Source organism: Prosthecobacter sp. SYSU 5D2, from assembly GCF_039655865.1.
Lineage (GTDB): Bacteria > Verrucomicrobiota > Verrucomicrobiia > Verrucomicrobiales > Verrucomicrobiaceae > Prosthecobacter.
On sequence record NZ_JBBYXL010000003.1, the window covers coordinates 233,643 to 255,936 of the forward strand.

The 22,294-nt window shown below is 58.9% G+C and carries 24 protein-coding genes; 13 read left to right on the top strand and 11 right to left on the bottom strand.

Features of this window, described 5'->3' with window-relative positions; translation table 11 throughout:
* Positions 1 to 84: 84 nt before the first annotated feature.
* Entirely contained in the window at positions 85 to 1,149 is a 1,065-nt protein-coding gene (recF, locus tag WJU23_RS05990) for a DNA replication and repair protein RecF (RefSeq protein ID WP_346331631.1), read from the bottom strand.
* Between the two features lie 60 nt (positions 1,150 to 1,209).
* On the opposite strand from recF, the gene hisS reads away from it, so the two are divergent.
* Positions 1,210 to 2,514: a histidine--tRNA ligase gene (gene hisS, locus WJU23_RS05995; protein ID WP_346331632.1), complete on the top strand. Its 1,305-nt coding sequence runs from the start codon at positions 1,210 to 1,212 to the stop codon at positions 2,512 to 2,514.
* A 64-nt stretch (positions 2,515 to 2,578) separates the two neighbouring features.
* Here the strand turns inward: hisS and WJU23_RS06000 are convergent, their stop codons facing one another.
* The gene (locus WJU23_RS06000; protein ID WP_346331633.1) at positions 2,579 to 3,964 is read right to left on the bottom strand and encodes a neutral/alkaline non-lysosomal ceramidase N-terminal domain-containing protein; all 1,386 of its coding nucleotides are present in this window, start codon (positions 3,962 to 3,964) and stop codon (positions 2,579 to 2,581) included.
* 169 nt (positions 3,965 to 4,133) lie between these two features.
* On the opposite strand from WJU23_RS06000, the gene WJU23_RS06005 reads away from it, so the two are divergent.
* The 4 genes from WJU23_RS06005 to folP are packed head-to-tail and all read left to right on the top strand — an operon-like array spanning position 4,134 to position 7,483.
* Positions 4,134 to 5,084 carry a 2-dehydropantoate 2-reductase gene (locus tag WJU23_RS06005; RefSeq protein ID WP_346331634.1) on the top strand — a complete coding sequence of 317 codons (951 nt, stop codon included), beginning with the start codon at positions 4,134 to 4,136 and terminating at the stop codon, positions 5,082 to 5,084.
* Positions 5,085 to 5,097: 13 nt separating this feature from the next.
* Positions 5,098 to 5,805 (top strand): class I SAM-dependent methyltransferase, encoded by a 708-nt coding sequence (locus WJU23_RS06010; protein ID WP_346331635.1) that lies wholly within the window; start codon positions 5,098 to 5,100, stop codon positions 5,803 to 5,805.
* 41 nt (positions 5,806 to 5,846) lie between these two features.
* Positions 5,847 to 6,605, top strand: coding sequence for a purine-nucleoside phosphorylase (locus WJU23_RS06015; RefSeq protein WP_346331636.1), 759 nt, complete (start codon positions 5,847 to 5,849; stop codon positions 6,603 to 6,605).
* Between the two features lie 29 nt (positions 6,606 to 6,634).
* On the top strand, positions 6,635 to 7,483 hold the full coding sequence (folP, locus tag WJU23_RS06020) for a dihydropteroate synthase (protein ID WP_346331637.1): 849 nt from the start codon (positions 6,635 to 6,637) through the stop codon (positions 7,481 to 7,483).
* 49 nt (positions 7,484 to 7,532) lie between these two features.
* Here folP and WJU23_RS06025 read toward each other — a convergent pair whose 3' ends face one another.
* The 3 genes from WJU23_RS06025 to WJU23_RS06035 all read right to left on the bottom strand — a co-directional run bounded on the left by WJU23_RS06025 (position 7,533) and on the right by WJU23_RS06035 (position 9,805).
* Complete coding sequence (locus WJU23_RS06025) at positions 7,533 to 8,219, bottom strand: YggS family pyridoxal phosphate-dependent enzyme (RefSeq protein WP_346331638.1); 687 nt, start codon at positions 8,217 to 8,219, stop codon at positions 7,533 to 7,535.
* A gap of 39 nt (positions 8,220 to 8,258) precedes the next feature.
* Positions 8,259 to 9,125, bottom strand: a complete 867-nt coding sequence (locus tag WJU23_RS06030; RefSeq protein WP_346331639.1) for an alpha/beta hydrolase — start codon at positions 9,123 to 9,125, stop codon at positions 8,259 to 8,261.
* A gap of 62 nt (positions 9,126 to 9,187) precedes the next feature.
* Complete coding sequence (locus tag WJU23_RS06035) at positions 9,188 to 9,805, bottom strand: HAD-IA family hydrolase (RefSeq protein WP_346331640.1); 618 nt, start codon at positions 9,803 to 9,805, stop codon at positions 9,188 to 9,190.
* A 137-nt stretch (positions 9,806 to 9,942) separates the two neighbouring features.
* On the opposite strand from WJU23_RS06035, the gene WJU23_RS06040 reads away from it, so the two are divergent.
* The 5 genes from WJU23_RS06040 to efp are packed head-to-tail and all read left to right on the top strand — an operon-like array spanning position 9,943 to position 13,345.
* Positions 9,943 to 10,905, top strand: a complete 963-nt coding sequence (locus tag WJU23_RS06040) for a Gfo/Idh/MocA family oxidoreductase (protein WP_346331641.1) — start codon at positions 9,943 to 9,945, stop codon at positions 10,903 to 10,905.
* A 52-nt stretch (positions 10,906 to 10,957) separates the two neighbouring features.
* On the top strand, positions 10,958 to 11,194 hold the full coding sequence (locus WJU23_RS06045; RefSeq protein ID WP_346331642.1) for an AbrB/MazE/SpoVT family DNA-binding domain-containing protein: 237 nt from the start codon (positions 10,958 to 10,960) through the stop codon (positions 11,192 to 11,194).
* Positions 11,195 to 11,197: 3 nt separating this feature from the next.
* Positions 11,198 to 11,599 (top strand): type II toxin-antitoxin system VapC family toxin, encoded by a 402-nt coding sequence (locus WJU23_RS06050; protein ID WP_346331643.1) that lies wholly within the window; start codon positions 11,198 to 11,200, stop codon positions 11,597 to 11,599.
* Positions 11,596 to 12,723: a lipid-A-disaccharide synthase gene (gene lpxB, locus WJU23_RS06055; protein WP_346331644.1), complete on the top strand. Its 1,128-nt coding sequence runs from the start codon at positions 11,596 to 11,598 to the stop codon at positions 12,721 to 12,723. Before WJU23_RS06050 ends, lpxB begins: the two co-directional genes overlap by 4 nt.
* Positions 12,724 to 12,778: 55 nt before the next feature.
* On the top strand, positions 12,779 to 13,345 hold the full coding sequence (efp, locus tag WJU23_RS06060; RefSeq protein ID WP_346331645.1) for an elongation factor P: 567 nt from the start codon (positions 12,779 to 12,781) through the stop codon (positions 13,343 to 13,345).
* Between the two features lie 81 nt (positions 13,346 to 13,426).
* Here efp and WJU23_RS06065 read toward each other — a convergent pair whose 3' ends face one another.
* Together WJU23_RS06065 and WJU23_RS06070 are read right to left on the bottom strand one after the other, a co-directional pair.
* Positions 13,427 to 14,626, bottom strand: coding sequence for a M20/M25/M40 family metallo-hydrolase (locus WJU23_RS06065; RefSeq protein ID WP_346331646.1), 1,200 nt, complete (start codon positions 14,624 to 14,626; stop codon positions 13,427 to 13,429).
* Between the two features lie 10 nt (positions 14,627 to 14,636).
* Entirely contained in the window at positions 14,637 to 15,614 is a 978-nt protein-coding gene (locus WJU23_RS06070) for an enolase C-terminal domain-like protein (RefSeq protein WP_346331647.1), read from the bottom strand.
* A gap of 94 nt (positions 15,615 to 15,708) precedes the next feature.
* Here WJU23_RS06070 and WJU23_RS06075 point away from each other — a divergent pair, with 94 nt between their 5' ends.
* Positions 15,709 to 16,944 carry a class I SAM-dependent rRNA methyltransferase gene (locus WJU23_RS06075; RefSeq protein WP_346331648.1) on the top strand — a complete coding sequence of 412 codons (1,236 nt, stop codon included), beginning with the start codon at positions 15,709 to 15,711 and terminating at the stop codon, positions 16,942 to 16,944.
* 75 nt (positions 16,945 to 17,019) lie between these two features.
* Here the strand turns inward: WJU23_RS06075 and mutL are convergent, their stop codons facing one another.
* The gene (gene mutL / locus WJU23_RS06080) at positions 17,020 to 18,894 is read right to left on the bottom strand and encodes a DNA mismatch repair endonuclease MutL (RefSeq protein ID WP_346331649.1); all 1,875 of its coding nucleotides are present in this window, start codon (positions 18,892 to 18,894) and stop codon (positions 17,020 to 17,022) included.
* Between the two features lie 109 nt (positions 18,895 to 19,003).
* Between mutL and WJU23_RS06085 the strand changes: the two genes are divergently transcribed.
* Together WJU23_RS06085 and WJU23_RS06090 are read left to right on the top strand one after the other, a co-directional pair.
* Entirely contained in the window at positions 19,004 to 19,339 is a 336-nt protein-coding gene (locus tag WJU23_RS06085; protein WP_346331650.1) for an iron-sulfur cluster assembly accessory protein, read from the top strand.
* Positions 19,340 to 19,601: 262 nt separating this feature from the next.
* Complete coding sequence (locus WJU23_RS06090; RefSeq protein WP_346331651.1) at positions 19,602 to 20,246, top strand: hypothetical protein; 645 nt, start codon at positions 19,602 to 19,604, stop codon at positions 20,244 to 20,246.
* A gap of 208 nt (positions 20,247 to 20,454) precedes the next feature.
* Here WJU23_RS06090 and smpB read toward each other — a convergent pair whose 3' ends face one another.
* From smpB to WJU23_RS06105, 3 genes are all read right to left on the bottom strand, one after another.
* Positions 20,455 to 20,916 carry an SsrA-binding protein SmpB gene (smpB, locus tag WJU23_RS06095; protein WP_346331652.1) on the bottom strand — a complete coding sequence of 154 codons (462 nt, stop codon included), beginning with the start codon at positions 20,914 to 20,916 and terminating at the stop codon, positions 20,455 to 20,457.
* Positions 20,917 to 20,955: 39 nt separating this feature from the next.
* Positions 20,956 to 21,165 carry a DNA-directed RNA polymerase subunit omega gene (locus tag WJU23_RS06100; RefSeq protein WP_346331653.1) on the bottom strand — a complete coding sequence of 70 codons (210 nt, stop codon included), beginning with the start codon at positions 21,163 to 21,165 and terminating at the stop codon, positions 20,956 to 20,958.
* Between the two features lie 104 nt (positions 21,166 to 21,269).
* Complete coding sequence (locus WJU23_RS06105; RefSeq protein WP_346331654.1) at positions 21,270 to 22,235, bottom strand: sugar phosphate isomerase/epimerase family protein; 966 nt, start codon at positions 22,233 to 22,235, stop codon at positions 21,270 to 21,272.
* Positions 22,236 to 22,294: the final 59 nt, after the last annotated feature.

Below are 22,294 nucleotides of genomic sequence, written 5' to 3' on the forward strand. Positions count from 1 at the left end.
GGATGACGAATTCCACTCAATTGAACACATGCATTAACTTTGCAGCAATGACCACGGCGCTGTGATCAAAAACTGTGAAAATGGTTACTCCACCAGCTGCACCTTCGCGGCCTCCACCTCATACACCTGCCCAGTCATGACATCCCCCTGCGCCCAGTCCAGATTCGTGGTGGTGATGACCTTCTGGGTGCCTGCCGGAAGAAGCCGCAGGAGGGAGCGGCGGCGATGGGCATCCAGCTCGCCAAAGACATCGTCCAGCAGCAGCAACGGAGGTGTCCCGGCGGCATGTTCCAGGGCGTGCGCCTGGGCGATTTTTAAAGCCAGCGCCAGGCTGCGCTGCTGGCCCTCGGAGGCGTAGGAGGTGGCATCCAGATCATTCAGCATCAGCGTCAGGTCATCCCGATGCGGCCCGGCGGCGGTCTGCCGGTTCCGCTGCTCGTCCTCGCGCAGCTCATTTAGGCGGTCGTGCAGGCTGCCCTCTGCCAGGCTGGGGGCATAGTTCAAAAGCGCCTGCTCACTGCCGCCGCTCAGCTCCCCATGGAGGCGGGACACGTGCGGCTGCAGCATCCCAACCAGCTCACTGCGCCGGGCGATGATGACTTGGGCAAATTCATCCATGACTTTTGCAAAGGCATCCGCCTGCCGCCAGGGGATGACCGCATCCCGCTTCAGCACATGATTCCGCCCGCGTAGCGCCCGGTCATAACCGCGGAGCGCCTTCAGATATTCCGGGAACATCTGGCTGGCAGCAAAGTCCAGGTACCGCCGCCGGTGCTCCGCACTGCCGCGCAGCAGGTTCATGTCCCGGTGGTCCATCCACACCACCCGCCCGCTATGGCTGAGATACTCCGCAGACCGGCCGCACACGCTGCCGTCAATGGCCAGCCGCCTTATCGTGGCCGACTGTGCACAGCGGAGTTTTTTTTCGCCGAGGGTTCCCTCAATGAGCATCGTCTTGGCCCCCAGGCGGATGACTTCCGCCCGGTTGCTGGTGCGCGGCGACTGCAACCGCAGAAGCACGCACACTGCCTCCATGAGGGAGGTCTTTCCCTGGGCATTGCGACCGGTAAACACCGTCATCTCCGGATGCAGCTTGACGCGGCATTCGTCAAAGCAGCGAAAATTTCGAAGCAACAGATCCGTCAGCATGAGTCATGGGACATCGCCTCCGGCCTGAATTTTGGTTGAATTCATTGTGCAGGGGGCCATGTGTCCGCCCTTCTAATGGCCTCCTTCCGCACCGTCAAAGGCTTTCGCGACTTCTTCCCCGAGGAGTGTGCGTTGCGCAATTATATCTTCGACACCTGGCGCTCTGTCGCGCGCCGCTATGGGTTTGTCGAATACGAAGCTCCTGTCGTGGAGTCCACCGACCTGTACCGCAAAAAAAGCGGCGACGAGATCACCAGCCAGCTCTTCTGCTTTTTGGACAAGGCTGAGCGGGAAATCTCCCTGCGGCCCGAGGTCACCCCTTCCCTGGCCCGTATGGCCACGACCCGTCATCGCGACTTTAAAAAGCCGATGAAGTGGTTTCAGATCGGCTCCTGCTTCCGCTATGAGGAACCGCAGGAAGGCCGCTCCCGCGAGTTCATCCAGTTCAATGCCGACATCCTGGGCGATGCCAGCCAGGGCACCGATGCGGAACTGGTGGCGCTGGCCATTGATGTGATGCTGGCCTTCGGCATCCAGGCGGAGGATTTCATCATCCGCCTCAGCAACCGCCAGATCTGGACCACCTTCCTGGCGGACAACAACATCGCCGAAGAGCATACCAGCTCCTTCCTCCAGATCATTGACAAGATCGAGCGGGCGAAGCATGAAGACACGTCTAAAAAACTGGAGGCTATCGGTCTCAGCCTTGATGTGGTGCGCGCCTTCATGGCGGCCACCGACGGCGAGCACCCTGCCTTCGCCACGCTGCGGGCGGACCTCAGTGCCCGAGGCCTCTGGCAGTATGTCAAAATTGACGCCAGCATCGTGCGCGGCCTCGCCTATTACACGGGCACCGTTTTTGAAGTCTTCGACCTGAAACACGGCCTGCGTGCCGTCGCAGGTGGCGGACGTTATGACAAGCTGTGCGCGCTGATGAGCGACGGCAGCGTGGACATGCCCGCCGCCGGTTTTGCCATGGGGGATGTGGTGCTCGGCATCCTGCTTTCCAAGACTCCTGGAGCGCAGCTTGGCATCACGGATTATCTCAATGCCCAGCAGGGCGTAGAGGCCTACGTGGTCATCGCCGATGAAGCCCAGCGGCCGCATGCACTGGCTACTGTGCAGGCCCTGCGCAGCGCCGGTGCGCGGGTGGACTTCAGCTTCAATGCGCAAAAAGTGAACAAGCAGTTTCAAGCGGCCGAAAACCAGAAGGCACGCCTGGCCATCGTCTTCGGCCAGGAGTATCCGCAAGTGGCCCTGAAGAACCTCGTCAGCCGCAGCCAGGAACTTGTCCCGGCTGAGCAGGTGGTGAGCCTGGTGTTGGAGGAACTGAAGAAGCCCATTCAGGGCAAAATGATCGCCTGATACAAAGTCAGGATCGGAATCGGCAAAGCTGCCTGGCTTTGCCGATTCTTGTTTTTAAGCCCGGTTACCGGACGCGCTTCAGCATCTCCAATGTCTGAGCGGTGATCTTGACAGATGCCTCGCGCTCCACGCGGTTGGTTCCGAGCCAGGTTTCATAACCTCCCAAGTCAATGTGCGCAGGAGTGGGAAGGTAACCAAAGCTGCCATTGGCCAGCTCAATGGTGAAGGTGTTGGGAAAAGGGCTCCGGTCTTTGATCTCCAGGCCGATCTCGGTAAAGACCTCAAACGGGATGGCCGCGATGCCGAGTTCACCAATGCTGAAAGCCTGCGTCACGGTCTGGATGCGGTCCGGTTTGTAATCACGTGCAGCCAGAGTCCGCTCCGCGTAGGCCAGTTCGTGGCGATGAACCGGCGTTGTCTCTTTGGGCCGGGCCAGGACAGCTTCAGCGCGCGCAACCATCTCTGGTGTGGGCCGCCGCACCACGAGCTCCAGCTCATCTGCCGCCGCTTTCAAGGGCACCCAGTCCTGATGCTTCAGCGACTTCTGGACCTTGACGACTTCTTTCGCCAGGTCATTGGCCACCAGCTTGATCTTTTCATAGGGACCGTATTTCACTGCGGGGCTCTTGCCGCTGTAGTCATTGTTGTTCACATCTCCACAAGGGCCGTTCGCCAGCAGGCCGACAAACGGAGGCTCCTGCCGCTCCACTTCCAGCAAGTACTCCACCTGACGGCAAAACTCACCAAAATAGTCTGCCGACAGATGCTCACGTGGCACCCCGCCAACATAGTGCAGCCAGTAATTCGCCATCAGGGCAAGTTGCCTGCCATCCAGCGCCTGGACGGATAGGCAATACACCTCTGGATTGGTAGGGCCAGCAGGCTTGAGCAGGCGGGACCGGATCAGACCACCCGGATTCATCACGGCACGATCCTTTTCACCGAAAGGATTCGTCTCTGTCACGCCCTCTTTCAGCAGCCAGCGGCGGTTAAAGACATGCTGGGGCATCTGACCAGAACCCCACGCGATCCGCGCCGGCTCCAGATTCGTCACCGCACGCATGACTCCATCCACAATGCGGCTAATGATGAACTTCCGGTAGTCCAGCGATGTATTGGTATGGGATCCGGAAGAAACGCTGGAATGCGTATGCGTGGCCGAAAACATCATGTTGCTGGTGGGAATGCCTGTGGCGGCCTCAATCTTGGCCTTGGCCTCGTCCCAGTTTTCACGCGGCATGGAAATATTATCCGCCACCGCAAACGCCAGCCGGGTGGTCCCATCATCCAGCACCAGGCAGCGCACATGCAGTTCATCATGCACGTGGCTGGCGATCGGCCGTGGGGCGAAGTTTCCGACAATCTCCAGCCCCAATGGCGGAGTGATATTGCTGGTCGCCGCACCTGCTTTGAACACGCGTGCCGCCCCCGCATCCTGGGCTCTTCCCACGCCTGACCAACCCATCAGCAAAACAGAAACCCAAACATAAGCCGTTATTTTCATCTGACGAATACGCCGGCCCGGAAAAGGATCATTCGGCAAATGTATCCGTCGCTCGCGAAGTTCTGGAAACCTCGCCCACCACGGAATAATGGACGCTTTCACCGCTCTCACTCACGTGTCTTCCGCTCCCCCCATCGCGTCCAAAATCATCCCCTCTTCATTAGGCCGCATCGCCATCATCGGTGCCGGGGCCGTCGGCTGTTATTATGGTGGCAGGCTGGCCCAGCATGGGCATGACGTGCATTTCCTGATGCGCAGTGATTATGAAACGGTGGTCCGTGACGGCCTCCGCATCACCAGCCCTCAAGGGGATGCGCGCATCCAAGTCAATGCCCACCGCACAACCGCTGAAATTGGCCCCTGCGACCTCATTATCATCGCCATGAAGGTCACGTCCAATGCCGCCCTGCTGGATCTCATCCCGCCGCTGCTGCATGAAAACACCGTCCTGCTGACACTACAGAACGGCCTCGGCAATGAGGAGTTTCTGGCGCAGAACTTTGGTATCGAGCGTGTGCTCGGCGGCCTCTGTTTCGTCTGCATCAACCGCATCGCGCCGGGTGTCATTCACCACATTGCCCAGGGCCGCATCAACATGGGTGAGCACACCCGTACTCCCCTGCCCCGGACGCATCAAATCGCCGCTGAGTTTCAGCGCAGCCTCATTGATGCCCATGTCGTGGAAAGCCTGGCCGCCGCCCGCTGGCAAAAACTCGTCTGGAACATTCCCTTCAACGGCCTCTCCATCGCCGCCGGAAGCATTGATACCGAGACCATCCTTGCGGCCCCTGCCCTCGAAGCCCGCGTCCGCGCCCTCATGGCGGAGATCATCCAAACCGCCACCGCCCTGGGCCACACCCTGCCGGACAACCTCATCGAGACCATGGTCGCCAACACCCGGACCATGGCCGCCTATAAACCCTCCTCACTCATTGATTTCCTGGAAGGTCGCGAAGTCGAATTGGAGGCCATCTGGGGCGAACCCATCCGCCAGGCTGCCGGTGCAGGCCTGGAGATGCCGCTGGTGCAAAGTCTGTATCATGAACTGAAGGCACGACTGGGCTGAAAATCATACCTCCATGCAAGACTCTACCCCCGCCCCCAAGATCGCTTTCGACGAAGCCCACGCGGCTGCGTATGACACCAACTTTGCCAAGCTGGCCCCCATCCGCGATACGCTGCATCTGCTCACCGATGCCGTTTTTTCACCTCTGCCTGCCAATGCCCGCATCCTCTGCGCCGGTGCCGGAACCGGAGCGGAGATCATGCATCTGGCGCAAAAAAATCCCGGCTGGCATTTCACCGCCGTGGAGCCCTCCGCTCCCATGCTGGCCGTCTTCCGCCGCAAGGCGGAGGAAGGTGGCATCGCGGCACGTTGCACCTTCCATGAGGGATATCTGGAAAGCCTTCCGCCCATGGACGCCTTTGATGCCGCCACCTCTCTGCTCGTTTCCCATTTCATTCTCTCCCGCACAGACCGTGTTGGTTATTTCCGGGAAATCTCCATTCGTCTCCGCCCCGGCGGCCTGCTGGTCAGCGCCGACCTCGCCTATGACATGACTTCACCTGCTTATCCAGGCCTCCTGGATGTGTGGATGCGAATGATGACCGGTGCCGACGTACCTGAAGAAAAGCTGGAGTCCATGCGGGCTGCCTATGGCCGGGATGTGGCCATGCTGCCTATGGAGGAAGTCAGCGCGATCCTGGTCGCCGGGGGCTTTGAAAATCCCACGCTCGTGATGCAGGCCGGCCTCATCCACTCCTGGTACGCAGCCACCTCACATTGAGGAAGATTTGCATTTCGGTCTGCCAGGGACATTGATCCGCCATGTCCATCGCCGCCCTGGAAAAAGCCTGCCCGGAAACTGCCATCGTGCTCGGCTCCGGCCTGGGAAGCGTGGCGGAGGCTTGGGGCATCGAAGCGGAGGTTGCCTATGCAGACATTCCTGGCCTTAGCGCCTCCACCGTGCCCGGTCATGCAGGCCGTTTTGTCCTCAGCCGGGTTCATGGAAAACCGGTTCTCATCGCCCAGGGACGGCGTCATTTGTATGAGGGGCTTACGGCACACGAAGTGACCGCCGGCATCCGCTTCATGCACACATTTGGTGTTAAGCGCATCATCCTCACCAATGCCGCCGGGGCCATCAATGCCAGCTTCGCCGTCGGTGACCTCATGCTCATCACGGATCATCTGAACCTCCTGGGCAGCACGCCTCTGCTCGGCGGACCGCATTTTCATGACATGAGCGAGGTCTATTCCGCCCCCTGGCGCGCGCGTTTCATTGAGGCCGCCAGCCAGCTCCGCCTGCCGCTGCACCAGGGCGTTTATGCCGCCACGCTCGGACCGCAATATGAAACCCCCGCCGAGATCCGCATGATGCGCACCCTCGGTGCTGACGCTGTCGGCATGTCCACCGTGCCGGAGGCCATCCAGGCTCGCGCGCTCGGCATGGAAGTAGCCGGCATCTCCATGCTCACGAATTGGGCTGCCGGGCTCAAAGCGCAGACCTTGGACCACTCGGAAGTCGTCAGCACCGGCCGAGCGTCCTCCGCAAATCTGGCGGCGTTGTTGAAATCAGTGTTGTGATTTGCCCGCAAATCGCCTGAACTGCGCGCATGAATTTCCACTGGCGTATCCACGGGCTGGACCATGACCTCACCCATCGCGGCCTGGTCATGGGCATCGTCAATGTCACCCCGGACTCCTTTTCCGATGGCGGACGTTACCTGGATACCGGCCGTGCCGTCGAGCACGCTCTGACCCTCGTATCCGAAGGGGCCGACATCCTCGACATCGGCGGCGAATCCACCCGCCCTGGTGCCGATCCTGTGGAAGAGGCCGAAGAGCTAAAGCGTGTGCTGCCCGTCATCCGCGCCGTCCGTTCGCAGACCAAGACCCTCATCTCCATTGATACGATGAAGGCCAGCGTCGCCCGCGCCGCGCTGGAAGCCGGGGCCGACATCATCAACGACGTCACCGGTCTGCGTGGAGATCCCCTCATGCTGCGCATGGCCGCCGATAGCGAAGCCGGGCTCGTCGTCATGCACATGATCGGCACCCCACGCACCATGCAAAAGCAGCCCGAATACCGCGATGTTGTGGCCGAGGTTCAAGATTACTTCACCCAACGCCTGCGAATCCTGGCCGATCTCGGCATAGCCTCCGAGCGTGTCGTGCTGGACCCCGGCTTCGGTTTTGGCAAAACGCTGGAACACAACATTTCCCTCATGCAGTCACTGCCGGACCTCACCGTCCAGGGCCGCCCCGTCCTGGTGGGCGTCTCCCGCAAAAGCATGATCAGCAAGCTGCTGGAAACGGAGGATGTGGAAGACCGCGACTGGCCTACGGTTGCTCTCACCGCCCACTCCCGCGAGCTCGGCGCCCGCATCGTCCGCGTGCATGATGTAAAACCCAATGTCCACGCCATGCGCATGACCGAAGCGATCTTGGGCAACAAGGAGTGAGGCCATCCTGGCCTCAAATTGAGGGCGGGACGCCCTCACGCCTTGCCCTCTACCTCCCCCGCGCCCCAAAAATGGCACTGCCCACGCGCACAATGGTGGCCCCTTCCTCAATGGCCACTTCGAAGTCATGGCTCATGCCCATGGAAAGCACCGGCAATGGCGCTCCTCCCAACTTTTCCAGCTCATCCCGGATCTCCCGAAGCTGGCGGAAATAACGGCGGCTTTTCTCCGCATTGGGATCAAAAGGCGGGATGCACATCACTCCCTGGATATAAAGCCGGTCCAGCTCATACAGTGCCTCCAGTTGCGCCCGGATGGCAGATGGCGTGAAGCCATGCTTGGAGGATTCCGCCGCCAGGTTGATCTCAATGAGCACCTTTGGATGCAGCCCCAGTTCCCCTCCGATGCGGTTGATGTCCTTCGCGATGTCCACCGAATCCACCGCATGGATCATCTGCACCAACGGCAGGACCTTGCGCACCTTGTTGGACTGCAAAGGGCCGATGAGATGCCACTGCAATTTTCCCGGAAGTTGCGGCTGCTTCAGCAGGATTTCCTGCACCCGGTTTTCGCCAAACAGAAGCTGCCCCGCGTCCACTGCTTCATGGATCGTTTCCACCGGATACGTCTTGGAGACGGCCAGCAGATCCACATCGCCCGCCTTGCGGCCTGATCGTTCGGCAGATTTAGTTAGGCGGTCACGGATTTCCTGGAGACGGTCAGCGATGTCAGACATGCCTCGCATCTGAGCGAAGACCCGTCGGGCCGCAAGCGGTCACTTCGCCCCAGGCTTGAGATGTTTGTCAAAAAAGGCCAGCACCAGAGGACGGAGATCTTTCTGTTTCGGCTGCAAATGAAAGGTGTGCGGCGCTTCCGGAATGATCTCCAGATGATGCTCGATACCCTTCTCCGCCAGGGCTTTGGCCAGAATCTCCGACTGACTCACATCTACGGTTTTGTCCGCTGTGCCATGGAGGATCAGAAAAGGCGGATCATTTTTATCCAGGTAGGTGGTGACAGAGAAGGCTTTATAAAGCGCCGGATTCTCCGCCAGGGTGGCGCGCAGCACAGAGAGATCCTTACCTCGTTGCACCAGATCCGTGGGGCCATACATGTCCACCACGCAGCTCACCTGGCAGGAGTATTCCCCATACGGACCCGCCGGATCCAGACCATCCCTGGCTTGTGTCACGCCCACCATGCTGACCAGGTGACCGCCGGCGGAACCGCCAATCACGCCGATGTGATCCGGGTCCACCTTCAGCCGTTCCGCATTGGCCCGCAGCCAGCGCACCGCTGTCTTGCAATCATGCAGGTTCTGCGGCCATGCTGGCTTTTCGCTCTTCGTGGAATGCAGCAGGTAGTCAATGCTCATGCAGACATAGCCATGCCCTGCCAGGGTCGTACCAATGTTGATCTCCCGCTTGGCATCCTTGATCCCGCCCGCCCAACCACCGCCATGGATGATCACCACAGCAGGATGCTTTTTCCCTTCCTGTGCTGCTGGCAGATAAAGATCCGCCTTTTCCGTACGGCCTTCCGCCAGATATGCGATGTCTTTTTCAATGCGGACCTCCGGTTCTGCTGCCGCGACGAGCAGAGTGCCGATGAGGATGGAGAGAATGGTGCTACGAAAAAACATGATTCCAGGAAACGTCACGACGGCTGTTTTTATCTCCTCCGAAATGGAGGAGTGCCGACTTTTTACACGGTCAGTCCCTGCTTACGCGCCCACGCTTCCAGGTCAGCCTCCAGCCGGTCATGGGCCAGATGATGATAGTGATGCACGTCAAAGCCGAGCTTCTGCGCCGTGGCGATGTTTGGCTCCAGATCATCAATGTAAAACGTCTGCGACGGGTCCAGATCCAGTTCCTGAATGGTCACCCGAAAGATCTCCTCCCCCGGCTTGCTGCATTTGGCGGAGTAAGAGTACACCCCGCCGCTGAAGGGACGGAAGATGTCAAACGTGCGCAAAAGGTAGTCCTTGTGCAGGCCGCTGGTATTGGAGAGCAGCTTCATCGGCACCTTTCCCACCAGCGGGGCCAGCGAGCGTTTCATCGCCTCATTCTCCGTGAAAATATCGCACCAGATCGCTTCAAATTCCGCCGCCGTTCCTTCAAACTCCAGCGCCTGGATGGCCGCCCGCACAAAGGTGTCATCATCCATGTCCCCATTTTCAAAAGGCCCCTTGATGTCCTCCAGCCTTTCCGAAAGTGCCTCTGGCGGAAACGGGCAGCGCTCCGACACCCTCAGTGCGGCGACGCTGAAATCAAAGAAAGTGAGCACGTTGCCGATATCAGAAAGGAGGACGGGGGAAGGCATAAAGGCTCTATGGCAAGCCTTGGCCAAAGTTGCAAGCAGCAGGACCGTCACCTCCGCCGCGCCCGTTTACCAATCCCCCTCCTCTCCCCGCGATTCCTCTTGCCTCCCCCCACCGTCTTCATTAACGCTGGTGCTACATGGAATCCGCAGCCCAACCCTTCCGCATCGGCGTCGCCGGTGTCGGTGCCATCGGTAAAAATCATGCCCGCATCATGGCGGAGATCGCCAGCCGCAGTGAAGGCACCGTCACCTTTGCCGCTGTTTATGATGCCGACCCCGCACGCGCCGCCGACTTCGCCGCCCAATATGGCACCCAGGCCGCGAGTGATCTGGCCGACTTCGCCGCCCGTGTGGATGCTGCCACCGTCGCCGTTCCCACCATCTATCACCGTCGCGTCGCCGAGCCGCTCATGGAAAAGGGCGTCCATGTCATGGTGGAAAAGCCCATCAGCGAATCTTATGACGAGGCTCAAGCACTGATCGGGCTGGCCCAGACCAAAAACGTCATCCTCCAGGTCGGTCACATCGAGCGCTTCAACCCTGTGCTGCGCCAGCTCGAAGACCGCATGGACCACCCACGGTTCATTGAGGTCCACCGCCTTTCCCCCTTCCCCAACCGCAGCATGGACATCGGTGTTGTCCTGGACGTCATGATCCATGACATCGAAATCGTTCTCCACTTGGTCAAGTCTCCACTTGTACAGATTGACGCCGTGGGCATCCCCGTGCTGACCAAGCGCGAGGACATCGCCAACGCCCGCTTTAAATTCGCCAACGGCTGCATCGCCAACCTGACCGCCAGCCGCATCAGCCCGGAGAAGATGCGCAAAATCCGCGTTTTCCAGCAGGATTCATATCTTTCGCTCGACTATCAGGAACAAAGCGGGTGGATCTATAAAAAGGACGGCATGCAGATCGTCCGCGAAGCCGTGGAAGTGGAGAAGGACGAACCTTTGAAGCTGGAGATCGCCGCCTTCGTTGAATGCGCCCGCCATGGCAAGCGCCCCGTCGTCACCGGCCAGGAAGGTGCCGAGGCCGTCCGCATCGCCCTGGAAATCACTGACCAGATTGAGAAAAACGCGGCGCTGGGAGAGAAGTGACTCTCCTGATACAACTGGTTGACCACACTTGGGTTACCGATACTTTTTAATCATGACCATAACCGCCAAAGGCCAAGTGACGATTCCTCAATTTCTGAGAAATCGCTACCGTCTGCGCCCAGGAAGTCATGTTGATATTATCCCGCAGGAAGACGGCCTGCATTTGGTCCCGCAAAAAACGCTTCCCACCCAGGGAGAAGTCAATGACTGGCTCTCCAAAGCAACGGGATCGGCTGCAACCACATTGACTACGGACGAACTCATGACGCTCACACGCGGGGAGGATTGATCCATGGTGCTTGTGGATACGAACATCCTGATTGATATCGCCACCAAGGATCTGCAATGGTACGCTTGGTCCAGTGCTCAACTGGCCAGTTTGGTCAGCCAGGGAAAGGCGGCCATCAATCCAATCATCTACGCAGAACTCGCACCGGCATTTGCCAATGAAACGGAACTCGATTCCAAATTGCTGCCGCCGGATCTGATCATCCGTTTGCCCCTTCCCTATTCCGCAGCATTCTCCGCCGCACGCGCGTTCATGAGCTACAGGAAGTCAGGGGGCATTAAAACATCTCCCCTTCCCGATTTTTACATTGGAGCTCACGCCGAGGCCGAAAGCCTCACATTGCTGACACGTGACCCGGTCCGTTACCGCACCTATTTCCCCCAAGTCCAACTCATCACCCCATGACCTCCTTTTACATCATCGCCGGTGAAGTCAGCGGAGACACCCATGGGGCAGGCTTGCTGAAGGAACTGCGGCTGCTGGCGCCGGAGATCAAGGTCGCCGGTCTGGGCGGTCCGAGGATGAAAGAAGCCTCAGGTGCCGGCATTGAGGACTGGGTGGAGACGGCGGGAGTGGTGGGTTTGTGGGAGGTGCTGAAAATGTATGGCTACTTTAAGCAGAAGTTCAATGCCACGCTCACCGCCATTCTGGAGCAGCAGCCCGCTGCGGTGATCCTGGTGGATTACCCGGGCTTCAACCTGCGCGTGGCCAAGGCCCTGCGGGAAAAAGGCTACAAAAGCAAAATATTGTATTACATCAGCCCCCAGGTTTGGGCCTGGAAAAAGGGCCGAGTGAAGACCATGGCCAAGGTGCTGGACCTGATGATCTGCATCTTCCCATTCGAAAAAGAGTTCTATGAAAAAAGCGGCCTGCCCACCGAATTCAGCGGCCATCCCATGGTGGACCGCGTGGTCACCCTGCGTCGCAATTGGGAGCGCGAGCGCGGCCTCGTCGGCTGGTTTCCCGGCAGCCGCCTGAATGAGGTGAAGCGGCTTTTTCCCATCATGCTCCAGGCCGCCCTGGCCATCCGCATGGTGCATCCGCAGGCACGCTTTGCCGTCTCAGCGGCCAATGAAACCCTGGCCGGCCACATGCGCCAGATGGCCGATGCTGCGGGCATGCCCGAGGCCCGGCAGTGGATCGAAACCGGCACCGTCTATGACCTCATGCAGCGCGCCCAGGTCGGTGCCGTGGCCAGCGGCACCGCCACCCTGGAAGCCGCCTGTTTTGGCCTGCCGTATGCCCTGGTTTATCAGGTCAATGGACTCACCTACGCGGTGGCCAAAGCCGTCGTCCGCATCAAGCACATCGGCATCATCAACGTCCTGGCCAAAAGGGAGGTCGTCAAAGAGCTTGTCCAGGGAAGCCTCAATCCCGATGTCCTGGCCGCCGAAATGGTGGACCTGCTGACCAATGATATACGCCGCCGTGATCTGCAAAACGACCTCGCAGAAGTCGTCGCCACGCTGGGCCAGGGCGGGGCTTATCACCGCGCCGCCCAGGCCGTCCTGAACAGCCTCCATCCGTAGCTATGGCCTTTCGGGCTTGCTTTTCCCGCATTTACGCCTAAAACCCTCGCTCTCTATGGCATCAACCCCAGTCATCAACCTCCGCAAGGGCCACGCGGTTCGTTATAACAACGAAGTCTGTCTCGTGTCCGATTTCGAACTCAAGACCCCTCCGCGCATGGCCTCCTATGTGCAGATGTCCGTCCGCACGCTCAGCACGGGCAAGGTTTACAACCTGCGCATGACCTCCAACGAATCCCTTGAGGCCGTGAACCTGAACCGTGAGCCCCATGAGTACAGCTACAAGGACGGCGAAGACTACCACTTCATGCACCCTGAGACGTTCGAAGACGTGGTCCTCATGGAAAGCCAGGTCAAAAACGCCAAGGACTATCTCATCGAAGGCCAGAAGTACACCGTCCAGTTTGCCGACGACATCGTCATCGGCATCGAGCTGCCACCTTCCGTCGTGATGACCGTCACCGAATCCCCTGAGGGCGTCAAAGGCGACTCCGCCAACAACGTTTACAAAGCTGCCAAGCTGGAAACCGGCCTCGTCGTCCAGGTTCCCCTCTTCATCGGCCCAGGCGACAAAATCAGCGTCAAAACCGAAGACAACAGCTATCTCGGCCGCTCCAACTAAGCCGCCTCGCAGCCTCAATTTTCAACCTTTCAAAGCCCCGGTGCAAACCGGGGCTTTTTTTGTTTCATGAAAGGATGCAGTTCACTCCAGAGAAGCCAGCGCCAGCACATTCATCACCGCTTTCGGCACAAAGGTGTCCACCTCCACATACTCCGGCAGCTTGCTGCCATCCGCCGACCGTTCGGAACAATGCGCGTTTCCCCCGCTTGGCCCCATGGCATCCAGGGTCGGTGCCAGGGAGCACAGGTAGTTGGCATCGCTGAGGCCACCGCGGGCCATGCGCAGCACCGGCAGTTGCATGGCCGCCCCTGCCTTTTCCCAGGCATTGAAAAGCGCCTCCGTCTCCGCTCCGCCCGGCCAGGCCTCCGTGCTGCCCAGGCACTCCACCACAATCTTCGCTCCGGCTTCCGTCGGACCCGCCATCGCTTCCAGCGCCGCAGCGGCATCCGCCAGCACCTGCGGTTCAAAGGCCCGCATTTCCAGCTTCACCACCGCCTGATGAGGAACCCTGTTCAGCACCGTGCCGCCATTAAAGCTTGCCACATTCACGGTTAGGCCGCGTTCAGGATCGCTCAGTGCATGAATGCGCGGCAGGATGCGGGCCATTTCCACCACGGCATTGATGCCAAGCGCATGATTGCTCCCCGCATGCGCGCCGCGCCCCTCGCAGGTGATTTTGTACTCCAGCCGTCCTTTTCGCGAAGTCACCACGTGATAACCGGCCGCATCTCGTGGACCGCCTTCAAAAACCAGAACCCCGCGCGCCCCCGCCGGACAGCGCTCCGCCGTGCACCGGGCAAAGTCTGAGCCGATCACCTCCTCCGCAGAATTAGCCGCGATGAGCCAGTGAGTCTTTTCAAACAGTTCCGGCAGCACCTCCTGCATCGCCTTCAGCATCAGCCACATCATTACCGTACCGCCCTTGTTATCCACCGTACCCGGTCCGTAAATCCGCTCTCCGTCCACCTGCCAGCCGAAGTTGTTTCTCTTCTCTTCCTCAGGCGGAAAAACCGTGTCCAGATGCGTCACCAGCACCACCGGCTTATCGGTAGAATCCATGCCCCGCCGACGCAAAAACAAATGCGGCCCGTGCTCCAGATGCTGCGCCGGTACATAGTCCGCCTCGAAACCCAGCTCCGAAAAACACTCCGCCGTCACCCGCCCCACGGATTCGATGCCCTCCAGGTTCGTGGTGAAGCTGTTGATCTCCACCATCCGCCGCAGCCAGTGCAGCGCTTCTGGAAGATAATGCTGAGCACGGGCAGTGAGGTCTTCGATCATATAAATAGGATTACGTTCGCGGACGTGCTCCGATACCACATCTCTGCGGCATGACAACGCGGCCTTGCTCATCAAAAGTGATACCCGTATAATCATCATCCGTCAGATACAGGTGCCCGTCCAGGTCCACAAAATCCGCCCATGGAGCCAGATGCGCTGCCGCCGTTGTGCCCAGGCTGCTCTCGATCATGCAGCCCAAAAGAACGCCCATCCCCAGCCTGCGCGCCTCCGCAATCATCTCAATCCCCCCGCCAAAGGAAGCGCACTTTAGCAGCTTCACATTCACCCCGTCCGCCAGCCCGGCCAGACGCTGCACATCCTCAGCGTTCTGTGCGCTTTCATCTGCATACAGCGGCAGCGCGCCCGCTGGCAGCTTCGCCTTCAGTTCCTTCCAGGCTTCGATGCCCTGTCCATGATGCACCGGCTGCTCGATCATCACCAGCCCATACCTCTTCAGCCGCTCCATCATAAGAACCGTCTCATCCACCGACCAGCCGCCGTTTACATCTGCAAACATCGTCGCTCCAGGTGCCGCCGCACGTGCTGTCGAAACAATGCCTTCGTCATGATCCAGGTCACCGCTGCCCAGCTTCAGCTTCAACACCCGGAACTGCCGCGACGTCTCCCGCACCTTTTCCTCAAAGACCTCCAAGTCAGTCGGGATGCCGAGTGACCGGCACGCATAAACCTCCTCCCAGGGTTTGCCTTTCCCCAAGATCTTCTCCACACTCTGCCACAACGGCTCTGCCTGCTGATCCCAATGACAAAGATCCCGCGCCAGCTGGCCCGCCTTGCTCCCCCCTCCCTCCCTTTCGCCTTTCAGCCAGGACACAGTCTCCTCCGCGTTCTCCCTGTAATAGTACACAATCGGAGCTTCACCCGCCGCCCCACTTTCATGGACCCTCACCACCTGCCGGGTAGAGCTGACCCCATGAGCAATGCGAAACGGCTCTGTCAAATGCAGCGTTTTCAATTCGATTTCTGGCATGATCCGTCAATTTGACCGCGGATTCTGTGCATTGAGAAGTGAAATTTCCGAATCCTGTGCTTATGGTGCCGGTTCCAGCCGAACCGTCATGCCCATGCCCCGTCCCTACCCTTCCCGTTACCCCTCCAATGCCCCCAAGCCGCCACCGCCTGGCAGCGAATCCTGGGTGCGGCCATGGGCACAGATGAAGTACTACTCGTATCACCCCGCCATCTTCCCCAATATGGTCGGCGCGATTTCCAACGACGCAGGCGCAGGCGATCTGGTGAACGTCTATGACAAAGAAGGCCAGCCCTTCGGTGCGGGCTTCCTCAACCCCAAAGCCCGCGTCCCCCTGCGTGTCATCCACCATGGCCTGGCCCCTTTTGGTGAAGCCGAGCTCGATGCCCGCCTCATCCAGGCCGTGCGCCTGCGCAAAGAAACGCTGAAGCTGGACGCCAGCACCGATGCCTATCGTGTCATCCATTCCGATGCCGACGGTATCAGCGGCCTTATTGTGGACCGTTACGATGACACCCTCTCCATCCTCGTCACCACCCTCGGCGTCTGGCGCCGCATCCGCCGCTGGCTGCCTTTGTTGCACAAGGAGTTAGGCACCATCAACCATGTCATCCAAACGGATCCCGACATCTCCCTCATCGAGAGCATGCGCATCAGCGACGTGCCGGAGATTGACGATCCCGCCCCGCCCGTCGTCCGCATCCGTGAAAACGGCGTCCGTTACCTCGTCAACTTTGAGGACGGTCACAAGACCGGCTTCTTCTGCGACCAGCGTGACAACCGCCTGAAGTTCGGCCAGCTCGCCCGTGGCCGTGTGCTTGACCTTTGCACCTACACCGGCGGTTTTGCCCTTGCAGCCAAGCTCATTGGCAAGTGTGAAGACGTCACCGGTGTGGACCTCGATGAAAAAGCCATCGCCCAGGCCAAGCTGAACGCCAACCTCAACCAGACCAAGCTCACCTGGACTCAGGGCGATGCCTTCGGCTGGTCACGCCAGATGATCAAAAATGGCGAGCTTTGGGACACCGTCGTGCTGGACCCGCCCAAGTTTATCCACCACCGCGATACGCAGGAAGAGGGCATCTTCAAATATCGAGACCTTAACGGCCTCGCCATCCAGCTCGTCAAGCGCGGCGGCCTTTTTGTGAGCTGCTCCTGCTCCGGCCTCATCAGCACCGAGGAGTTTGAGGAGCTCGTCATCGGCGTCGCCCACCGCCACGGCCGCAAGCTCCAAATTCTCGATCGTACCGGCCCCGGCATGGACCACCCCGTCATGTCCAACTGCCCCGAAAGCCGCTACCTCAAAGTCATCTGGGCGGTTGTCGTGTGAGGCCGTAGCCCAGTTGCGCCGCAACTGGGCTTTGCACCTTGCCTCAGAACCCGTTGCAGCGCAACGGCTCTACTTTCAGGGTGCCTGCCGGCCAAACTTCCGCTCCAGTTCATTGATGGACATCTGGATCAGCGTCGGTCGGCCATGAGGGCAGCAGTAGGGCATCTCACAGGCAAAGAGATCCTCCAGCAGCGCCTGGATCTCCGGGGTTGCAAGACGGTCGTTCGCCTTCACGGAATGCCGGCACACGGTCGTTGCAATCATGTCCTCACCCAGCCGCAGAGATGAACTTTTGGAGCTGAGGCTTTGCAGTTCCTCAATCACCTGGTCCAACCAGGCCAGCGGATCATCCGTCTTCAAAAACGTCGGCAGCGCCTCCACCTTGAAGGTGTTCGGACCAAAGGGCTCCGCCTCGATGCCCAGTCGCGACAACGCCTCCAGATTCCGCGTCAGCACATCGGCATCACGCGGACTGGTTTGAAGCGTCAGCGGCATCAGCAGCCGTTGCGAGGGCACTCCGCCCTGCTCCATGGCCCGGCGCATTTTTTCAAAGTTCACCCGTTCATGTGCGGCATGCTGGTCCATCAGCACCAGCCCTTCCGTGCTCTCCATCAGCACATAGAGCTTGTGCAGCACACCGATGATCCGGAAGTGCGGCATCGTCTTTTTCACCGGTGCTTCGGCTGGCTGTTCAGCGGACACTTGCGGCATGGCCGGGGCCACTTCATCCGCTTTGGCTGGAGCTGTAAACGTGCGCTCCGCCACAGGCACCGGCATCCGCCTTGCCTCTACCCGCTCCGGCAACGGCGAAAGTGCCGGACCAATGATACCAGGCTCCGCCGGCCGCTCTGGCTGCATCATTCGCGGAGCGGCGGGAGACGCCGGTATAACCAATTCTGCTTGCGTGCTGGCGGGCAGGCTTGCGGGCGCCCTTGGCACATGTCCGGTGGGCAGCTTGCTGCCTGTCTCCAGCGCCTGCTTCACCGCGCGCGCCACCGCTTCGCGGACAGCAAAGCCGTCATGAAAACGCACTTCCTTTTTGGCCGGATGCACATTGATGTCAAAGGACTGCGCCTCCATCTCCAGGAACAGAAACGTCACCGGATACTGCCCCTTCATCAGCGCATTGTGAAAGCCTTCCTTCAGCCCATAGTTGATGGATGGGCTTTCAATCGGCCGCCCGTTCAGAAACGTAATTTGCTGCTGCCTGTTAGACCGGCTCAGCCCCGGTCCGCCGATGTATCCGGACACGCTGATCCCCAGATGCTCCACCTCCGGCAGCCGGATCAGCCTTGACGTCAGCTCTTCCCCCACCAGCCCGCGAATGCGCTCAAGCATGTCACCTGTGGCCGGCAGATGAAACATCACCGCACCATCACGGATGAGCGTGAAAGCCGCCTGCGCATTGGCGATCGCATGCATGCGGAACTGCTGCTCAATGTGCGCATACTCCGTGGCCTCCGTGCGCAGAAACTTGCGCCGTGCTGGAACATTAAAAAACAGCGACCTCACCTCGATGACTGTGCCGTGGTTGCCGCCGTGGTCCTTCACCGCCGTCAGCTTGCCGCCCATGATCTCGATCTCAGTGCCACTCAGCGCCTCCCTTTCCCGTGTAGCCAGGCGGAAGCGTGACACACTGGCAATGCTGGGCAGCGCCTCGCCTCGAAAGCCAAAGGTGCGGATGGCCGCCAGGTCCTCCTTGGTCCGGATCTTGCTCGTCGCGTGCCGCTCCATGCACAGCATCGCATCCTCCCGGTCCATCCCGCACCCGTCATCGGTGATGCGGATCAGCGCCGCGCCGCCTCTCTGTACCTCCACCGTCACGTGCCTGGCTCCCGCATCCAGACTGTTCTCCACCAGCTCCCGAATGACGGCCGCCGGGCGTTCCACCACTTCCCCGGCTGCCACTTGGCTGGCAAGAGAATCAGAAAGAATACGAATTTTTGACATAAGACTGCAAATAGTGCAGGACGAACGCACGTAACCCAATCATGTGACATCATCACACCAGAATGCGACTCCTGGTTTTTTTGATTTTCATCTTAATTTCATACCCTCCATGATTCAAATCACTCCAAATGCGGTCACCGAGCTGTCCAATATGCTTTTGGCACATCAAGCTGAGGAAGGCAGCGGCCTTCGCATCGGCATTGAAAAGGGCGGTTGTGCGGGATTGCAATACGCCATGCGCATTGCCCAGCCTGACCCTTCTGATCATCTTTTTATAAATAACGGCGTCACGGTTATTGTTGATAGTGCCAGTTTGGCATTTCTCGATGGTAGCACAATTGACTACATTGATGCATTGAATGATTCTGGATTCCGTGTAATCAATCCCAATGCCACCCGCAGTTGCGGCTGTGGAACGTCCTTCGAACCAAAGGAAACAGCTTGAGGAACATTTTTTTTAGCTTATTCACAGAAATTGCTTTTCTTTTTGGTTTGAACCAGTAAAATTTTAGCAGTGAATTTTTCCAGTATTTAACAATTTTCTCATATTTGATATGCAAGTCCGATTTCTGAGCGACGGTAGCGAGTACCGCTCTTATGGCGGAGGCAGCCTTTCCCAAAAGAAAGAAGGGGGTGGCATTTTTTGGTGGGCCATCCTTATCACACTCCTTATGGGAGTTGCGACATTCTGTTGGTTTTTCAGCATCATGATCTTTTCCCACCCGGAAAAGCCTTTCCATTATAAGATGCTGGCCAAGTTCAAAAAACTTACGCCGCTTCGTCCATACACGATCTACACCGCGCCAGCCGGCAAGTCATTCGGTCCAAGAGACATCCTGGCCGAATTCTACCCTTACAACCGCGAGCAGCTCGGAGTTCGTAATGATCTGTTCAAACGTTCTTATCTGAAAAACTATCAGCACGAGCAGCCTGTCTATCTGTTGGGCAGCTTTCGTGTTCTAAGTGTGCGCCAGCTCGCCGCCAGTGACGTGTTTACCCGTGGCTGGATCGTCAGGGCACGCTCCAGCGAGCTTGAGGATGTGGACGTTGAACTGGTCATGCCGGGCCTGTCCAAAGATGTGGCCCCATTTGCTTCGGGTGACACCTTCAACCTTCAGAAGCGCAGCTATGCCTCCGCCCTGCATGTGCAGCGGATGGATGAAGACCGCATTTGCATCACCGTTGTTCCTCTGGCCTACCAGGCTGTGGCCAAAGCCGGTGAAGAGGTCCTGACACTCACCCCTCCGGAAATGCTCAACATGGAGGCCTACTGGCCAATCACCCGCGATCCGGGCTCCGAGTTCGCCCTGGAAAACAAGGAAACTGTGGACGTCGCCGTTGCCAAACCATAAGTTTGTCAAAAAACCATTCCTCATCCTTAGTTAGGCACTCTCCCCCGGCATTTTCAAAGACCGCATCTGGAAACGGATGCGGTCTTTTTTGTTAGACTGGCATTCCGCCACATGCCACCAGCTCCACACCCATTGATAACACAAAGTTTGTTAGGCCGGACACTTCCGTGGAAGACCGGCACTGAACGGGTCCGGCTCCTCGGCCCTGTCAGCCGTGCTTGCGGTTAAAGCTGGACACCACTTTTTGAGTCTCCCTCTTCACGGCTTTTTCTTTGAGATCCTCGCGCTGGTCCCCTTTGGTCTTGCCCTTGCCGACGCCGATCTCGATCTTGACCCGGGATTCCTTCCAGTAGGCACGCAGCACCGGCAGCGCCAGCCCCTTCTGCTGGGTGTGGGCAAAGAGCTTCAGGATCTCCCGCTTGTGCAGCAGCAGGCGGCGTGTGCGGCGCGGCTCATGCTGGCTGAAGCTGGCCTTCTCATAGATCTGGATGTCCATGTTGTAGAGCCAGACCTGCCCGCGCTCCACGCGGGCGAAGGCGTCACTGATGTTCAGCTTGCCGAGGCGGATGGATTTCACCTCCGTGCCCCGGAGTTCCACACCCGCTTCATAACGCTCCAGAATGTGAAAATCCCGGAGCGCTTTGCGGTTGGTGGCAATTTCATCGGTCATGTACCTTGACGGCCGGGAAAACCCGCCGACGGAAAAACATTAGGCGTCAGCAGCCACGTGATACTCAGCCTTGATCTTGCCCTGGATGATTTCCAGCAGGGCAGTATCGGCTTCGCGCTGACCGGGACGGCGCTCGACGAGCGGTGCACGGCCGGAGGTCAGCTGCTTGACACGCTTGGAGACCATGTTGATCAGGATCGGAGGATCTTTGACAACGGCGAGGGCTTGTTCAACGAGTTCAGCTTTCATCAGAAATTACAGGGGTTGCCCCCTCGCTCTGTTGAGCAGAAGGGGGAAAATGAATTTAGGGGATGTTTACCGTCTGGCAAGGGGAATTTCAGCCCTCCAGATGCTCAGCTCATCGCTGCACGGAGCTCTTCCAGCGCCTGTTTCGTGCGCTTGATCCCCTCGATTTCGGTATGTTTCACCCCTTCGTATTCAATTCCAATGTAACCTTTGTAGCCGGCTTTGACCACGATCTCGATCAGCCTCTGGTAGTCCAGGGTCATCTCGCGGCCTTCACGCCTGTCCTCGGTGTAATGCTTCCCGGCCCCGGTGTCCCAGTCATAGGCCTTGGCGCTCATGCCTTTTTTCACCCAGGGCATGAACTCACGCAGCCCCTTGTAGGGATTGTACAACTCACCTTTGTTGCGGTCGGTGTAAAAATTGCCGAAGTCGGGAAGAATGCCCACACGAGCGTGATCCGCCAGCTTCATCACCCCCGTCAGCCAGAGGCCGTTGCTGGAAAGTCCGCCATGGTTCTCGACCACGACATAAAGTCCGCGTTTGTCAGCCTCCAGACACAGCGCATGCAGACCGGCGGCCGCGTGCTTCATCTGCTCATCATACGCCAGCTTGGGGTCGCTGGCGGCGTTCACGCGGATGCTATGGCAGCCCAGCAGGGCCGCAGCATCCAGCCACTTCAGATGATTTTCCACGGTCTTCGCCTGCTTGGCTTCATCAGGATCTCCCAGGTTTCCTTCACGGTCCACCATGATGAGCAGCCCCTTCACGCCTTCATCATCCTGGCGTTTTTTCATGTCCTCCAGATAGGCCAGGTCCCCTGCCTTGTCGGCAAACATCTGGTTCACATACTCCACCCCGTCAATGCCAAGGCTGCGGGCGATTTTGCAGAAATCCAGATGCTCCAGCGGTTCGGCACCCTCACGCTTGAACATGCCTTTGTTCAGCGACCACTCCGCCAGCGAGATCTTAAATAGCGGTTCTGCGTCTGCGGCGCGCAGTCCGGTGGCGGAGGCTGCCAGAGCTGCGGTGGCAATCTGGAGGAAATGTCGGCGTGAGTGCGGGGCTGAGGTCATATTAGACCAACACTTCAAACGAAACGGGACCGGCTGGCAATCACTTTCCTTCTGAATGG

What these genes read in the sequence shown, in the direction of transcription:
- WJU23_RS06075 (WP_346331648.1), top strand. Translation starts at nt 15,709, where the DNA reads ATGCCCCGTCCCTACCCTTCCCGTTACCCCTCCAATGCCCCCAAGCCG.
- WJU23_RS06035 (WP_346331640.1), bottom strand. Translation starts at nt 9,805, where the DNA reads ATGCCTTCCCCCGTCCTCCTTTCTGATATCGGCAACGTGCTCACTTTC.
- WJU23_RS06085 (WP_346331650.1), top strand. Translation starts at nt 19,004, where the DNA reads ATGATTCAAATCACTCCAAATGCGGTCACCGAGCTGTCCAATATGCTT.
- WJU23_RS06065 (WP_346331646.1), bottom strand. Translation starts at nt 14,626, where the DNA reads ATGATCGAAGACCTCACTGCCCGTGCTCAGCATTATCTTCCAGAAGCG.
- WJU23_RS06070 (WP_346331647.1), bottom strand. Translation starts at nt 15,614, where the DNA reads ATGCCAGAAATCGAATTGAAAACGCTGCATTTGACAGAGCCGTTTCGC.
- WJU23_RS06105 (WP_346331654.1), bottom strand. Translation starts at nt 22,235, where the DNA reads ATGACCTCAGCCCCGCACTCACGCCGACATTTCCTCCAGATTGCCACC.
- WJU23_RS06015 (WP_346331636.1), top strand. Translation starts at nt 5,847, where the DNA reads ATGTCCATCGCCGCCCTGGAAAAAGCCTGCCCGGAAACTGCCATCGTG.
- mutL (WP_346331649.1), bottom strand. Translation starts at nt 18,894, where the DNA reads ATGTCAAAAATTCGTATTCTTTCTGATTCTCTTGCCAGCCAAGTGGCA.
- WJU23_RS06090 (WP_346331651.1), top strand. Translation starts at nt 19,602, where the DNA reads ATGATCTTTTCCCACCCGGAAAAGCCTTTCCATTATAAGATGCTGGCC.
- folP (WP_346331637.1), top strand. Translation starts at nt 6,635, where the DNA reads ATGAATTTCCACTGGCGTATCCACGGGCTGGACCATGACCTCACCCAT.
- WJU23_RS06040 (WP_346331641.1), top strand. Translation starts at nt 9,943, where the DNA reads ATGGAATCCGCAGCCCAACCCTTCCGCATCGGCGTCGCCGGTGTCGGT.
- WJU23_RS06030 (WP_346331639.1), bottom strand. Translation starts at nt 9,125, where the DNA reads ATGTTTTTTCGTAGCACCATTCTCTCCATCCTCATCGGCACTCTGCTC.
- WJU23_RS06050 (WP_346331643.1), top strand. Translation starts at nt 11,198, where the DNA reads ATGGTGCTTGTGGATACGAACATCCTGATTGATATCGCCACCAAGGAT.
- WJU23_RS06100 (WP_346331653.1), bottom strand. Translation starts at nt 21,165, where the DNA reads ATGAAAGCTGAACTCGTTGAACAAGCCCTCGCCGTTGTCAAAGATCCT.
- efp (WP_346331645.1), top strand. Translation starts at nt 12,779, where the DNA reads ATGGCATCAACCCCAGTCATCAACCTCCGCAAGGGCCACGCGGTTCGT.
- WJU23_RS06010 (WP_346331635.1), top strand. Translation starts at nt 5,098, where the DNA reads ATGCAAGACTCTACCCCCGCCCCCAAGATCGCTTTCGACGAAGCCCAC.
- lpxB (WP_346331644.1), top strand. Translation starts at nt 11,596, where the DNA reads ATGACCTCCTTTTACATCATCGCCGGTGAAGTCAGCGGAGACACCCAT.
- smpB (WP_346331652.1), bottom strand. Translation starts at nt 20,916, where the DNA reads ATGACCGATGAAATTGCCACCAACCGCAAAGCGCTCCGGGATTTTCAC.
- recF (WP_346331631.1), bottom strand. Translation starts at nt 1,149, where the DNA reads ATGCTGACGGATCTGTTGCTTCGAAATTTTCGCTGCTTTGACGAATGC.
- WJU23_RS06045 (WP_346331642.1), top strand. Translation starts at nt 10,958, where the DNA reads ATGACCATAACCGCCAAAGGCCAAGTGACGATTCCTCAATTTCTGAGA.
- WJU23_RS06025 (WP_346331638.1), bottom strand. Translation starts at nt 8,219, where the DNA reads ATGTCTGACATCGCTGACCGTCTCCAGGAAATCCGTGACCGCCTAACT.